Here is a 12,961-nt window from a genome sequence, read left to right as displayed (position 1 = left end):
CAGATCCATGAGAGTGACCAGGGCATGAGGGACCACGGGCATCATGCGTGAACCGAATGCGGTCGATTTCTGGCGGGGCATCGCCCTGGTCACGATCTTCATCAACCACATCCCGGGCAACGTCTTCCAGAACTACACCTATTCCCAGTACGGGATCTCGGACGCGGCCGAGCTGTTCGTGTTCCTGGCCGGCTGGTCGATCGGCATCGCCACGAGAGGGCGCGACGGGGTGCCGGAGCCGGCCCTGCGCACGGTCCTGCGGCTGCTCTCGCGCATGGTCGAGGTGTACCGGGCGCAGCTCGTCGTCACGGCCATCGCGCTGGCGATGCTGGCGGGCGCGGCCCTCTACCTCGACAACCCCTTGCTGGTGGAATGGCACAATGCCGGGCCGATCTTCAGCGACCCGATCCAGGCCACCGTCGGCTGGGTGACGCTGCTGCACCAGCTCGGCTTCTTCAACATCCTGCCGCTCTACGTCGTGCTGCTCGGCCTCGCGCCGGCCTTCGTGCTCCTGTCGCGGGTGCATCTCGGGCTGGCGGTCGGGCTCTCGGCCCTGCTCTATGCCGTGAGCCTGGTCTTCGAGATCAACATCCCGAGCTGGCCGGTGGAGGGGCACTGGTTCTTCAACCCCCTGTGCTGGCAGTTGCTGCTGGTGCTCGGCTTCGCGGCGCATGAATGGCGGCGCGGCTCGGAGCGGTTCCTGGCCTGGCGCCGCCGGCTGATGCCGCTCGGCATCGTCATCGTGATCGTCGGCGCGGTCCTGTCCTGGTTCAACCTGCGGCCCGATCCGCTGGCGGTGCCGGAGCCCCGGCTCCTGTTCATCTTCGACAAGTCCTACCTGTCGCCGGCCCGGCTGATCCACTTCCTCGGCGTGCTCCTCGCCTTCCAGGCGGTGTTCGGCCTGGTCCAGCCGCGGGCGCGCTGGCTCACCGGGCAGCTCGCCGGCCTCGGGCGCAACTCCCTCGCCGTGTTCTCGGTCGCCTCGATCGCCAGCCTCGGTGCACAACTGATTCGGTTCTGGACGGGGGGAGGTTTCGCGACCGATGTGTTTGTCGTAGGATGCGGGGTAGCCTCCCTCTCCTTCACGGCATGGTTCGTCGAATGGCGCTCTCGCTCTCCCCGTCCCTCCTCGGCGGCGTGAGCGTCGCCCTGGTTGCCGGCCTCGGCTTCGCCGTCCAGGCCCAATCGACCACGCCCCCGCCTGCTCAGGTCCAGCCTGCGCAAGCGCCGGCCCATGCCGAGATCCCGGCGCTCCAGGCCACCGCGCCGAGTGCGGACGCGCCCGATCCGAGCCTCTCGCCGGAATGCCGGGTGCCCGGGTCCAAGCTCTACACCCTGGCCAAGCTCAAGGCGGTGAAGAAGGCCCTGCGCGAGCACCGCGCGGTCCAGGTTCTGACCATCGGCTCCAATTCCGGGGGGCTTGGCACCGCCGCCACCTATCCGGTGCGGCTCGAGGACGCGCTCACCCGCTCGCTCCCCGACATCGAGGTGACGGTGGAGAGCCGCGGCGTCTCCGGCGAGATCGCCTTCGGGGCGGCGGAGCGCCTGCGCAACCAGGTGGCGGAGATCGAGCCAGATCTGGTGGTGTGGCAGGTCGGCGGCAACGACGCGCTCGCCCGCGTCGACATCGAGGATTTCTCGCAGTCCCTGGCCGAGACCGTGGCCTGGATCAAGTCGCACGGCATCGACGTGGTGCTGGTCGATCCGCAATACACTGCGAGCCTCGCCAAGGACGACTATTACCGCCAGTTCGTCCAGGCGATCCAGAAGGTCGCCGAGCGCGAGCAGGTGCCGCTGGTCCAGCGCTACGAGGCGATGCGCTACCTCGCCACCCGGGCGATCAGCGCGCTGAAGGGCGGCGACACCGCCCAGTCCGGGGCCGGCTTCCGCCTCGCCGATCTCGGCTATCGCTGCATGGCCGAGCACGTCACCCGGGCGATCACCGTCTCGCTGCTCCAGCCGGACGCGGTGGCCGTGCCGGCGACGCCGGTGCCCGTGCCGGCGAATTGAGAATGGACTGGCCGGGCGGCCTACAGGTCTGACGTCCTCCTCGCCTTCCCGAGGCCGCGAAAGCGGCAGCCGGGATTCATAACCGTTGAAGTTCCAGGAAAAGGCGGAACGCTCAGCGCTCGACCCTGAAGCGTTGGAGCAGTTTCCAACGAATGGGATATCGATCCGCCGCAAAAGATGCGGCAGAGTCAAAAATCTAGAGCAATACACGGTTGCGAGGCCACGGTTGACGACAGGACCGTTCACGTGCGGTTCCAGCCCTTCCTACCCACGACCTCATCCTGAGGTGCCAGTCCATCAGAGATGGACTGACCTCGAAGGAGGGCTCCAGAAATCTCCGAGCTAGCTGGAGCCCTCCTTCGAGGCTCACTTCGTTCGCACCTCAGGATGAGTTTAGAGGGTAGGATGATCCCGTCCGCCTCAAATATTGGGTAGAAAACCTGCTCAATCAGGCTCTCGGTATGAGGCAGTAGGGCAGGACGATCTTAATTTTATATAGTATTTGACAGAAAACCACACTCAAACAAGCTCCGAGTTTTCCCTGGCTGCCACCCCTCCGCCGGGCCAACCGACGTTTATCGCCATGATCGTTCGGGCTTTGGTCGCCGGGGGCCGACATGGGTGGGCGAGATCGATGATCGAAGGGCTCCGGTGATGGACGGATGCGAACTTCTGCTCCTCGTTCCTCCCGCGCTCGCCGTGCCCGCCGCCTGGGCAGGCCCCCGAGCGATCAAGCGCAACGCCGCCAAGATCGACCGCGAACGCGAGGCGTTGCGCAACGCGCCGCAGGTGAACAAGGAGCGCGAGATGACGCCGGGAGCGCTCACCCGTCCCGGGGGATTCGGGGCTTGGTGGGGTTACCGATTTCGATAACCCCGTAAAAAATGATTACATCTCGAACACCGGAACCCGCTCGAAAACCCCTCAATCCACCCGCCGCAGCCCTTGCGAAAACCGCTTGGCATTGGCGACGTAGCGGTCGGCCGAGGCGCGCAGGCCCGCCACCGCCGCCTCGTCCAGCACCCGCACCGCCTTGGCCGGGGCGCCGACGATCAGGCTGTTGTCGGGAAACTCCTTGCCTTCGGTCACCAGCGCGTTGGCGCCGACGAGGCAGTTGCGGCCGATCCTGGCGCCGTTGAGAATCGTCGCGCCCATCCCGATGAGCGAGTTGTCGCCGATCGTGCAGCCATGCACGATGGCGCCGTGCCCGACGGTGATGCCCTCGCCCAGGGTGAGCGGGAAGCCCGCATCGGTGTGGAGCACCGCGCCTTCCTGGATGTTGGTGCGGTCGCCGACCGTGATCGGCTCGTTGTCGCCGCGGATGACCGCGCCGAACCACACCCCGGTCTCGCGGCCGAGCCGCACGCGGCCGATCACGTGGGCGTCGGGCGCGATCCAGGCGCTGCCATCCTCCGGCAGGATCGGGCTGACGGTGTCGAGGGCGTAGAGCGGCATCGCGGATTCCTCCTGTTCTGCGCCTCCTTTCGCATGCCGGACCGGCGCCGTCAGCCCGATCACGCCGTCGCCCGGTCGGCGCTTGCCCGATCATCCCTGGCCCGCCCTTCCATCGCCCGGTCCGCCATCGCCCGGTCGTCCATCGCCCACGGCATCGGCGCCACCGCACCGGCCCGGGAGGCGATCTCCTGGTGGCCGGTGCCGTCGCCGGCGCCCTGGATCGCGAGGGCCACCTCGGTGAGGTGCAGGGCGAGGTCGGCATCGAGCCGGCTCGGGCGCCCTTCCGCCCGCGCCGCCAGCATCTCCTGCGGGCCCAGCGCGAAGTTCATCGCCGTCGCGCCCTTGCGCCCGACCTTGGCGTGGGTCGGGCCCGCGACGCGCAGGCGGCGGGCGAGGGGGGAATCGATCAGGCGGCGGCGCACCACATGCCGGCGGCGCAGCCGCACGGGGGCGTCGTTCGACCAGCACTCGCCCACCTCCAGGATGCCCTCGTCGCCGAAGATGCGTAAGGAATGGTCGTGCGGCGCCACCACCGAGCAGGTCAGGCGCGCCACCACTCCGCTCTCGAAGAACAGCGAGGCGCTGGCATAGGTCGGCGCGGCCCTCGCCCCGTCCGCCAGCGTCAGGCCGAGCACCTCGGCCGAGGCCGCCGCGACCCGGGTCACCGAGCCGAACATCGCGATCAGCCAGGTCAGGTAGTAGCCGGCATGCTGGAGGGCGCAGCCCACCGCCAGCTCGTCCTGCACCGGCCAGGGCGCGCCGGATTCGCTGCGCCAGGTCTCGTGCGGCGCCCGGATCAGGAAGCCGTCGTCGATCTCGGCATAGACGAGGCGCGGCGTGCCGATGACCCGCTCGCGCAGGGCCTTCCAGACGATCTGGGCGCTCTCGCCCAGCGCGCTGCACGGGGCCGAGGCCAGCATCACGCCCCGCTCGGTGGCGACCCGGTGGAGGTGGCGGGCGTCGTCGAGGCGGGTCGCCAGCGGCTTTTCCGAGTAGACCGGCAGCCCCGCCTCCAGGCAGGCCAGGCTCACGGCGTAGTGCGAGCCGGGATTGGTCAGGTTGAGGATCAGGTCGGGCCGCCGGCCGATCAGGTCGTCGAGGCTCGCGGCGGCTTCGACGCGCCAGTACATGCGGAAGGCGTGCAGCCGGTCCCGGTCGATGTCCCAGGCCCCGGCGACCGTCACCTCCGGCAGGGTCGCCAGGGAGCGCATGTAGTAATCGGCCACGAATCCCGTGCCGACGATGCCGATGGTCGCCACCTGACCTGCTCCCCGTGTCCGTGTTGCGCCGCGAAGGCTAGACCAGGGTGCGACCTATCGAACCGGCACAAAGGGCCGGGGAGCGGCCCACACTCCAGGGGAGGATTAAGTTGCGGCTTACCGCTTTCGGAGGGACGGTCAGGTATCGGACGTCGATCGGCGCGGGCAGAGTTTAACGATTCCAATCCATGACGGGGCGGGGTCGCGCCCGGCAAGTCGAGGCGGTGGCCTCGCCGCGCGGGTGGCTCAGCGAGATCTTCGGGTCGTCTCGTCAGACCGAACCGACGGTCTTGAGGCGGGCCCGCGGGTGGATCTCCGCCTGGCTCATCACCGGGGTCTCGCGGCGGAAGCGCTCGATGATCGAGCGCACGAAGGGCCGGGACTGGACCGAGGTGACGAGGACCGGCATCTCGCCCATCCGCGCCGCCTCCTCGAAGCGGTCGCGCACCGTGGTGACGAAATCCGACAGCTTGGACGGCTGCATCGCCAAGTGGCGCTCGTCGCCGTGGCCGACGATCGCCTCCATGAAGGCGGTCTCCCAGGCCGGCGACAGGGTGATGATCGGCAGGACGCCGCCCGGACCCTGGTACTGCGCACAGATCTGGCGGCCGAGGCGGGCGCGGACGTGCTCGACGATGTCGCGGGGATTCTTGATGTGGCCGGAAACCTCGGCGATGCCCTCGACGATGGTGCCGAGGTCGCGGATCGAGACCCGCTCGGAGAGCAGGTATTGCAGCACCCGCTGGATGCCCGTGGTGGCGATCTGGGCCGGGACGATCTCCTTGATGAGCTCGCCGTGCTCCTTCGGCAGTTCCTTCAGGAGCTTGTGGACCTCGACGTGGTTGAGGAGGTCGGAGACGTGGGCCTTGATCACCTCGGTCAGGTGGGTCGAGACCACGGTCGCGGCATCGACCACGGTGTAGCCCTTGAGCTGGGCCTCGTCGCGTAAGCTGGCATCGACCCAGGTCGCCGGCAGGCCGAAGGTCGGCTCCATCAGGTGCTGGCCGGGCAGCTGCACCTGGCCGCCCATCGGGTCCATCGCCATGAACTGGCCCGGGAAGACCTGGCCGGTCCCGGCCTCGATCTCCTTCACCCGCACGACGTAGGTGTTGGCGTCGAGCTGGACGTTGTCGAGGATCCGCACCGAGGGCATCACGAAGCCGAGCTCGGCGGCGAGCTGCCGGCGCAGGGCCCGGATCTGGTCGGTGAGGCGGTCCTGGCCCTCCGGCCCGTTGACGAGGGCGAGCAGCGCGTAGCCCATCTCGAGCTTCAGGTCGTCGAGCTTGAGGAGGTCGGCCGCGGTCTCCTCCTTGGCGGAGGAGCCCGACCCGGCGCCGGACCCGGTCACGGCCCCGTCGACCGTGACGGCGCCGCCGGGGGCATCCTCGTCCACGGGCTTGGGGAGAAGCGCGATGCGGCGGGCGAGGTAGGCGGCCCCGAGGCCCAGCGACAGGAACGGCAGCATCGGAATGCCGGGCAGGAGCCCGATGAGCAGCATCACGCCGGCCGACATGCCGAGCGCCTTGGGGTAGTTGGCGATCTGGCGACCGAGCGCCCGGCCGGCGGCGCCGCGCACGCCGGCCTTGGAGACGAGGAGGCCGGCCGCCGTCGAGACGATCAGGGCCGGAACCTGGCTGACGAGGCCGTCGCCGACGGTGAGCAGGGTGTAGGTCTTGCCGGCATCGGCAAAGGTCATGCCCTGCTGGGCGACGCCGATGATGATGCCCCCCACCACGTTGATGAAGGTGATGAGCAAAGCCGCGATCGCGTCGCCGCGGACGAATTTCGAGGCGCCGTCCATGGCGCCGAAGAACGAGGATTCGTCCTCGAGCGATTGGCGGCGGGTGCGGGCGGTCTTCTCGTCGATGAGGCCCGCCGAGAGGTCGGCGTCGATCGCCATCTGCTTGCCGGGCATCGCGTCGAGGGAGAAGCGGGCCGCGACTTCCGCGATGCGCCCCGAGCCCTTGGTGATGACGACGAAGTTCACGATGATCAGGATCGCGAAGACGATGATCCCGATCAGGAAGTTGCCGCCCATCACGAAATGCCCGAAGGCCTCGATGACGTGCCCCGCCGCCGCCGTGCCCTCGTGGCCGTGGCCGAGGATCAGCCGCGTCGAGGCGAGGTTGAGCGCCAGCCGCAGCATCGTGGTGATGAGCAGCACCGTCGGGAAGACCGTGAATTCGAGCGGGTTCTCGATGAACAGCCCGGTCATCAGGATCAGGACCGACAGGATGATCGAGACCGCCAGCAGGAGGTCGAGCAGGAGGGCCGGCAGCGGGAAGATCAGCACGACCAGGATGGTCAGCACCGAGACGGCCAGCACGATGTCGCTGCGGCGCGTCAGCGCCAGCAGGTCGGCCCGCGTCGGCAGGACGAAGATGCGGCCCGCGCCGAGTGCCCCGGTCTCGCTCATCGAAGATCCACCTTCCCGTCGACCCGGCAATTCCTGCCGGGTCCATGGTTAGGGAAGGGTTAACGAACCCCGACCTGACCCGTCGGCGCCTCGGGGCCGCGCCCGACGACAACCGCTCCGGTTCCGAACGGGAACAAGTCTCGTGTTCTATTTTTGTGCGCCGCACCACGAACGAAAGACAAAGATTTCGGTTCCGACGGTCAAGCTGAATAAGAAACATTCCGAAATCCGGGAAAGACCCCAGGTTCAACGTTCCTCCTGCGGAACCAAGCCGCCCTGCAACGATTGAGACAGCATCGATCGGTCAGACAAGGTTCGAGGAGATCATGCGCAAGACCCTCATCACCCTCGCGGCTCTCGGCATGTTCGGCGCGGGCGCGGCCCAGGCCCAGACCACCGTGACGGGCGACCCGGCCCGCGACGCCAAGCCCAGCACGCACTCCCAGGGCCAGGAAGCGGTGACCCGGCCCAACACCGACATGATGGACAAGAACAACCCGGGCAGCACCGGGACGGTCGCCACCAACGTCAAGCTCGAGCCCGGCGCCAACAGCTTCACCGAGGGCCAGGCCCGCAGCCGCATGGAGCAGGCCGGCTTCAAGAACGTGACGGACCTGAAGAAGGACGACCAGGGCATCTGGCGCGGCCAGGCGATGCAGTCCGGCAACACCGTGATGGTCGGCCTCGACTTCAAGGGCAACGTCTCGACCGCGCGCTAAGCACCTCGACGCCCCGGATTCCCCTTCTCAGACCACAAGGACGACGCCCATGGCGACCCGTACCATCTCGGCCCTGTTCGACAGCTACGACGAGGCCTCCGCGGCCGTGCGCAAGGTGGAGGCGGCCGGCGTGCCGCATTCCGACATCAGCATCGTGGCCAACAACCAGGACGAGCGCTATTCGAGCCATATCGGCCGGCGCGACACGACCACGACGACGACCGGCGAGACCGCGCATGACGCCTCGAACGGCGCCGGGGCCGGCGCCTCGATCGGCACCGTGCTCGGCGGCGGCGCCGGCCTGCTGACCGGCCTCGGCCTCCTCGCCATCCCGGGCGTCGGCCCGGTGGTCGCCGCGGGCTGGCTCGTCGCCACCGTCGCCGGCGCCGGCGTCGGCGCGGCGGCGGGCGGCCTGATCGGTTCGCTCACCGGGGCGGGCTTGAGCGAGGAGCAGGCCCATACCTACGCCGAGGGCGTGCGCCGCGGCGGCACGCTCGTCACCGTCCGGGCCGACGACGCCCATGCCGACCGCGTCCACGGCATCCTGAAGGAGCACGGCTCGGTCGACATGGACGACCGTACCCGCGGCTGGCGCCAGGAGGGCTGGACCGGTCGCCACGACGAGACCGCTCCCGCGCTGACCAACCCGGCGGCGGTGGCCGGCGGCTCGTCGGCGGTGGGTGCGGCCGGCAGCACCACCACCGGCCTCAATACCGGCGGCATGCCCTTCGCGGCCGGCGCCGCGCCGACCAGCCAGACCGTCGTCGATCCCGGCCTGCCCGGCACCACCCGCGAGCGCCATCTCGGCATTGAGGACGAGCTGCCCCCGGTCCGCCAGCCGATGGGCACCGAGCGGCGCTAACGGCGACCCGCTGAATCGACCAGGCGGCGGCAGGGGCGACCCTGCCGCCGCTTCCTTTTGTGCGTCGCAGGCGGCCGGATTGTCGGTCGACTGCCGCATCATCGAGCCGGCGACTCGTCGACTGGACGAAAACTTGCGATCGCCGATGCGGAACTGTGCGTCGGCAGAGCCCGCCTCCTCCAATCGCATGACGCGCGCACGCGGGTTTTGGCATCTTTATGGACCCCTGACGGCGCAGGGAGCGCCGGGGGGATGCCGGATGTTCGACGCCGAAGCGTGGCCGGCGGTGCTGGGGCCGCTCGTCACCGCCTATGCCCCGGTCCTCGCCGCGCCCGGTCCCAACCTGCTGGTGGTTTTGCGGGCAGGCGTCGCAGGCTCCGGGCGCGGCCCGCTCGTCGCCGCCCTCGGGGTCGCCTGCGGCGCCGGGCTGGCGGCGGCCTTTGCCGGGCTCGGCGCCTCGCTGCTGCCGGCAGGACGGCTCGTCACCGGCCTCGGCACGGCGCTGTTCGCGCTCCTGATGCTGCGTGCCGCCTACCGGCTGGCGAGCGGCCGGGCCGGCCTCCCCGACGATCCGGCCCGGTTCGCACCGGGGCGCGACGCCGGCACCTTCGCCCTCGGCCTCGGGGCGGCGGTGACCAACCCGGTGAGCCTCGCCTTCTTCGCCGGCTTCTTCCTGGCCCATCCGGACCGGGCCGCGGTGCCCGTGGCGGGGGCCGCGGTGTTCTGCATGGCGGCGACGTGGTTCGGCCTCGTCGGCCTCGTCCTCGCGCGGCCCGCCTGCCGGGCGCGGCTCGCCGGCACCGGGCGTCCCGCCCGCCTCGTCCTGGCGGTGCTGCTCGTGGCCTGCGCCGCCCTCGCCGTCCGGCATGCGCTCGCCGGCTGAGAGGCTGTTTGATCGGCTCAAGCACTTATGCCAATGACCCAAGATGCTGACGCATCGAGCCATTGAGCCATCTCGAATTTTCGATGCCAAGCCAGAGGCTTGACGAAAAATCGAGAACGGAACCAAAGGTCGTTTCCAACGACCGTTGGTATTACTCCCACACACGACCTCATCCTGAGGTGTCAGCCGATTGAAAATCGACTGACCTCGAAGGAGGGTTTCAGGGATCGCGAAGACTTCTGGAGCCCTCCTTCGAGGCTCCTTTCAGTCGCACCTCAGGATGAGGTCGCGAGAGGGATAGAAAAGGTCGTTGCGGCCAATTATTCGCAATTAAAACAGGCCCTGATACCGGTCGCTCAGCCCTCGCCGCGGCTTTCCAACCCCGAAAAGTCCTTCGCCCGCGCGGCGAGATCGTCGAGGTTGCGCCGCAGTTGCTCCAGGCTGAAGGCGAGCCAGAAGATGCGGCCGACGGCATCGGTGGAAAGCGTACGCGTCACCTGGCGACGGCGCATCCCGTCGATGGCGTCGCGGTAGCCGGCGATCGCCGCCGCGAGGGCCACGTCGTCGCCGGCGGGCCGGCGGCCTTCCGCGAGCGCATCGGCGAGATCGCGCAGGCGGCCCGCCGCGGCCCGGGCGGCCTCGCCCCAGGCCCCGGCGAGATGGACCCGCAGCACCTCCGCGTCGGCCTCCGCGATGGCGCGGCGCAGGAGCACGAGGTCGTGGCGCAGTCGCATCAGGGTGCGCAGCAGCGGGTCCGGGTCGGGGGCGGCGGAGAGCCGGCTGCGGCGCTCGCGGGCGGCCTCGCCGGCCAGGGTCTCGAGGCGCGCCAGCGCCCGGCGCACGGCCGGCGGCAGGGCCTTGGCCTCCGGCGTCTCCACGGCATCGAGGCGCGCCAGCGCCGCGAGCTGGTCGGCGAGCAGGCGCGCGAGGCGCGCGGCCTGGCCCGTCACCGCGCGCGCCGCCCGGGCCGGCGCCACCAGGAGCGAGACGGCGAGGCCCACGACGCAGCCGAGGCCGATCTCGAAGATCCGGTCGAGGGCGAAGGCGAGGGGCCGAGCGTCGAGCCGGTGGTGGAGAGCAGCACGATGATGGCGGTGATCGGCGCGATCCGGAACCCCGCCGAGACCGCCGCCGCGAAGGTGAGGGGCGCCACCGCCACGAACAGCGCCGCGAAGGTCGAGGCGCCGCCGTGATGCGGGATCGCGAAGGCGACCGCGCCGCCGTAGCAGGCGCCGATGACCGATCCGAGGAAGCGGTCGAACGCCGCCTTGAGCGAGCCGCCGACGCTGCTCTGGGTGACGATGAGCGCGGTGATGACTGCCCAGTAGCCCTGCGGCAGCCCGAGCGCCTCGGCGAGCAGGAAGGTCGTGAGGCTCGCCACGGTCATCCGGACGGCCTGCGTCACGCGCGGCCGCTGGCGGTCGAGGGCGCGGCGCAAGGAGTCCGGGAGAGAGGCCATGGCGGGGTCAGAGCGGGTGCGGGTCGCCGAGTCAATCGCCGCGGGGCCGGTTCGCCGGTGATCGCACCGTCATCCGGGCTTTACCGCACCCATGCGATATCCCTACGACTGAGGGGTGGACGGCAACGCGAAGGTCAGGGCGGTGACGATGCGCAGGATCGTGGGGGTTGTGGGAGTTCTGGCCGCGCTCGCGGGCGTGCCGGCCGAGGCGCGGTCGCTGTCCGCGATCAAGCAGGACGGCACGCTGCGGGTCGGGTTGACCGGCGATTACGCGCCCTATTCCCTCCGCCTGCCCGACGGCAGCATCAAGGGCGCCGACGTGACCATGGCGGGCGAGCTCGCCCGGGCCCTCGGCGTCAAGGTCGAGATCGTGCCGACGACCTGGAAGACCCTGAAGGACGATCTCCTCGCCGACCGCTACGACATCGCCATGGGTGGCGTCAGCGTCACCCCCGACCGGGCCTCGGTGGCGGATTTCTCGATTCCGGTCCTGACCGACGGCAAGCGCCCGATCGTGCGCTGCGCCGACAAGGACCGCTACGTCTCGGTCAAGGACATCGACAAGCCGGAGGTCCGGGTCGTGGTCAATCCCGGCGGCACCAACCAGCGCTTCGCCGACGCCAACTTCCCGCACGCCTCGGTGCGGGTGTTTCCCGACAACCGCGCCATCTTCAAGGAGGTGGCCGAGGGCCGGGCCGACCTGATGGTCACCGACGGGGCCGAGGTCGATTACCAGTCGCGCCGCAATGCCGGCGTGCTCTGCCCCGCCGCGGTGCCGGGCACCTTCGACAAGGCCGACAAGGCCTACTGGATGACCCGCGACCCGGCGCTGAAATCCGCCGTCGACGAGTGGCTGGGACGGACGCTGAAGAGCGGCGCCTACGGCAAGGCGCTGGCGAAGGCGGCGGAATAGGCGGGCTCGATACCCAGGATCCGCGTTCGCACCTTCGGACCGACGTCGGATCGGCCGGCGACACGTTCGAGACGAGAAGAGCGCGGGTTTCTCCCTCCCCCCTCTGCGGGGGAGGGTGGCCTGCGGAGCAGGCCGGGAGAGGGGACGACGCTTCCGGATAAGACCGAACCGTTCTGAAGGGCGCCAAGCTTTGAAGCGTCGCGCCGCCCCTCTCCCGCCCGGCTCCGCCGGGCACCCTCCCCCGCAGAGGGGGAGGGAGAACCCTGCGCTCGTCTTTTCCCGGACAGACCTGCGTCACCCGAAGTAAGAGGGCCGCTAAAGCTCTTCCGTCTTCACCCACTTGATCACCCGCGGCGGCTCGTAGGCCCGGATGCGCGCCACGAGGTCGGCGGGCTCGGTACCGACGATCAGCATCGCCCGGTGCGGCTCGCGCACGAAGCCTTCCGCCACCACGGAATCGAGGAAGCCGAGCAGCCCGTCGAAGAAGCCGCCGGCATTGAACACCGCGAGCGGCTTCCTGTGATAGCCGAGCTGGGCCCAGGTCCAGATCTCGAACATCTCCTCGAAGGTGCCGAGGCCCCCGGGAAGCGCCACGAAGCCGTCGGCGAGCTCGGCCATCAGGGCCTTGCGCTCGTGCATCGAGGCGACGACGCGCAGATCGGTCAGGCCGAGATGCGCGGTCTCCTTCTCGACCAGCGCCTTGGGCATGATGCCGGTCACGCGCCCGCCGGCCGCCAGCGCGCCGTCGGCGACCGCGCCCATCAGCCCGACCTTGCCGCCGCCATAGACCAGCTCGATCCCGCTCTCGGCAAAGTGGCGCCCGAGCGCGGTCGCCGCCTCGCGGTAGAGCGGGCGGGCCCCGTCGCTGGAGCCGCAGAACACGCACAGGCGCATGGTGGTTCTCCCTGTCGATCAATCCGGAACTGTTCGGTCGATCGTGCCGGTCTTCCTACTCCAAAACCTCATCCTGAGGTGCGAACGGAGT

13 protein-coding genes are annotated in these 12,961 nt (G+C 69.6%); 7 read left to right on the top strand and 6 right to left on the bottom strand.

The window, feature by feature from the left end; genetic code table 11:
- Positions 1 to 43: 43 nt before the first annotated feature.
- From F1D61_RS14600 to F1D61_RS14590, 3 genes are all read left to right on the top strand, one after another.
- Entirely contained in the window at positions 44 to 1,141 is a 1,098-nt protein-coding gene (locus tag F1D61_RS14600; RefSeq protein WP_203158628.1) for an OpgC family protein, read from the top strand.
- On the top strand, positions 1,102 to 2,010 hold the full coding sequence (locus tag F1D61_RS14595; protein WP_203158627.1) for an SGNH/GDSL hydrolase family protein: 909 nt from the start codon (positions 1,102 to 1,104) through the stop codon (positions 2,008 to 2,010). The genes F1D61_RS14600 and F1D61_RS14595 overlap by 40 nt, the downstream gene beginning before the upstream one ends.
- A 621-nt stretch (positions 2,011 to 2,631) precedes the next feature.
- A complete protein-coding gene (locus tag F1D61_RS14590) occupies positions 2,632 to 2,883 on the top strand; it encodes a hypothetical protein (protein ID WP_203158626.1) in 252 nt (83 codons plus the stop codon).
- A 51-nt stretch (positions 2,884 to 2,934) separates the two neighbouring features.
- Here the strand turns inward: F1D61_RS14590 and F1D61_RS14585 are convergent, their stop codons facing one another.
- The 3 genes from F1D61_RS14585 to flhA form a co-directional block, all read right to left on the bottom strand.
- Positions 2,935 to 3,465 carry a gamma carbonic anhydrase family protein gene (locus F1D61_RS14585; RefSeq protein WP_203158625.1) on the bottom strand — a complete coding sequence of 177 codons (531 nt, stop codon included), beginning with the start codon at positions 3,463 to 3,465 and terminating at the stop codon, positions 2,935 to 2,937.
- A gap of 59 nt (positions 3,466 to 3,524) precedes the next feature.
- The gene (locus tag F1D61_RS14580; RefSeq protein ID WP_203158624.1) at positions 3,525 to 4,724 is read right to left on the bottom strand and encodes a Gfo/Idh/MocA family protein; all 1,200 of its coding nucleotides are present in this window, start codon (positions 4,722 to 4,724) and stop codon (positions 3,525 to 3,527) included.
- A gap of 271 nt (positions 4,725 to 4,995) precedes the next feature.
- Complete coding sequence (gene flhA, locus F1D61_RS14575) at positions 4,996 to 7,140, bottom strand: flagellar biosynthesis protein FlhA (protein WP_203158623.1); 2,145 nt, start codon at positions 7,138 to 7,140, stop codon at positions 4,996 to 4,998.
- 326 nt (positions 7,141 to 7,466) lie between these two features.
- Between flhA and F1D61_RS14570 the strand changes: the two genes are divergently transcribed.
- From F1D61_RS14570 to F1D61_RS14560, 3 genes are all read left to right on the top strand, one after another.
- Positions 7,467 to 7,859, top strand: coding sequence for a hypothetical protein (locus F1D61_RS14570; RefSeq protein WP_203158622.1), 393 nt, complete (start codon positions 7,467 to 7,469; stop codon positions 7,857 to 7,859).
- A gap of 49 nt (positions 7,860 to 7,908) precedes the next feature.
- Complete coding sequence (locus F1D61_RS14565; RefSeq protein ID WP_203158621.1) at positions 7,909 to 8,721, top strand: general stress protein; 813 nt, start codon at positions 7,909 to 7,911, stop codon at positions 8,719 to 8,721.
- A gap of 259 nt (positions 8,722 to 8,980) precedes the next feature.
- On the top strand, positions 8,981 to 9,604 hold the full coding sequence (locus F1D61_RS14560) for a LysE family transporter (protein ID WP_203158620.1): 624 nt from the start codon (positions 8,981 to 8,983) through the stop codon (positions 9,602 to 9,604).
- Between the two features lie 356 nt (positions 9,605 to 9,960).
- Here F1D61_RS14560 and F1D61_RS34215 read toward each other — a convergent pair whose 3' ends face one another.
- Together F1D61_RS34215 and F1D61_RS34210 are read right to left on the bottom strand one after the other, a co-directional pair.
- A complete protein-coding gene (locus F1D61_RS34215) occupies positions 9,961 to 10,605 on the bottom strand; it encodes a hypothetical protein (protein WP_246775885.1) in 645 nt (214 codons plus the stop codon).
- Complete coding sequence (locus F1D61_RS34210; protein WP_246775884.1) at positions 10,551 to 11,063, bottom strand: FUSC family protein; 513 nt, start codon at positions 11,061 to 11,063, stop codon at positions 10,551 to 10,553. Before F1D61_RS34210 ends, F1D61_RS34215 begins: the two co-directional genes overlap by 55 nt.
- A gap of 148 nt (positions 11,064 to 11,211) precedes the next feature.
- On the opposite strand from F1D61_RS34210, the gene F1D61_RS14550 reads away from it, so the two are divergent.
- Entirely contained in the window at positions 11,212 to 11,976 is a 765-nt protein-coding gene (locus F1D61_RS14550; protein WP_203159081.1) for a transporter substrate-binding domain-containing protein, read from the top strand.
- Positions 11,977 to 12,291: 315 nt separating this feature from the next.
- On the opposite strand, the gene F1D61_RS14545 is transcribed toward F1D61_RS14550, so the two are convergent.
- Positions 12,292 to 12,870, bottom strand: a complete 579-nt coding sequence (locus F1D61_RS14545) for a TIGR00730 family Rossman fold protein (RefSeq protein ID WP_203158619.1) — start codon at positions 12,868 to 12,870, stop codon at positions 12,292 to 12,294.
- Positions 12,871 to 12,961 lie beyond the last annotated feature (91 nt).

The organism is Methylobacterium aquaticum (assembly GCF_016804325.1).
GTDB lineage: Bacteria > Pseudomonadota > Alphaproteobacteria > Rhizobiales > Beijerinckiaceae > Methylobacterium > Methylobacterium aquaticum_C.
This window is presented reverse-complemented; position numbering and strand designations above follow the sequence as displayed.

Coding starts and splice junctions, on each gene's coding strand:
- F1D61_RS14560 (WP_203158620.1), top strand. CDS start 8,981: ATGTTCGACGCCGAAGCGTGGCCGGCGGTGCTGGGGCCGCTCGTCACC.
- F1D61_RS14570 (WP_203158622.1), top strand. CDS start 7,467: ATGCGCAAGACCCTCATCACCCTCGCGGCTCTCGGCATGTTCGGCGCG.
- F1D61_RS14565 (WP_203158621.1), top strand. CDS start 7,909: ATGGCGACCCGTACCATCTCGGCCCTGTTCGACAGCTACGACGAGGCC.
- F1D61_RS14545 (WP_203158619.1), bottom strand. CDS start 12,870: ATGCGCCTGTGCGTGTTCTGCGGCTCCAGCGACGGGGCCCGCCCGCTC.
- F1D61_RS14595 (WP_203158627.1), top strand. CDS start 1,102: ATGGCGCTCTCGCTCTCCCCGTCCCTCCTCGGCGGCGTGAGCGTCGCC.
- F1D61_RS14550 (WP_203159081.1), top strand. CDS start 11,212: ATGCGCAGGATCGTGGGGGTTGTGGGAGTTCTGGCCGCGCTCGCGGGC.
- F1D61_RS34210 (WP_246775884.1), bottom strand. CDS start 11,063: ATGGCCTCTCTCCCGGACTCCTTGCGCCGCGCCCTCGACCGCCAGCGG.
- F1D61_RS14600 (WP_203158628.1), top strand. CDS start 44: ATGCGTGAACCGAATGCGGTCGATTTCTGGCGGGGCATCGCCCTGGTC.
- flhA (WP_203158623.1), bottom strand. CDS start 7,140: ATGAGCGAGACCGGGGCACTCGGCGCGGGCCGCATCTTCGTCCTGCCG.
- F1D61_RS14585 (WP_203158625.1), bottom strand. CDS start 3,465: ATGCCGCTCTACGCCCTCGACACCGTCAGCCCGATCCTGCCGGAGGAT.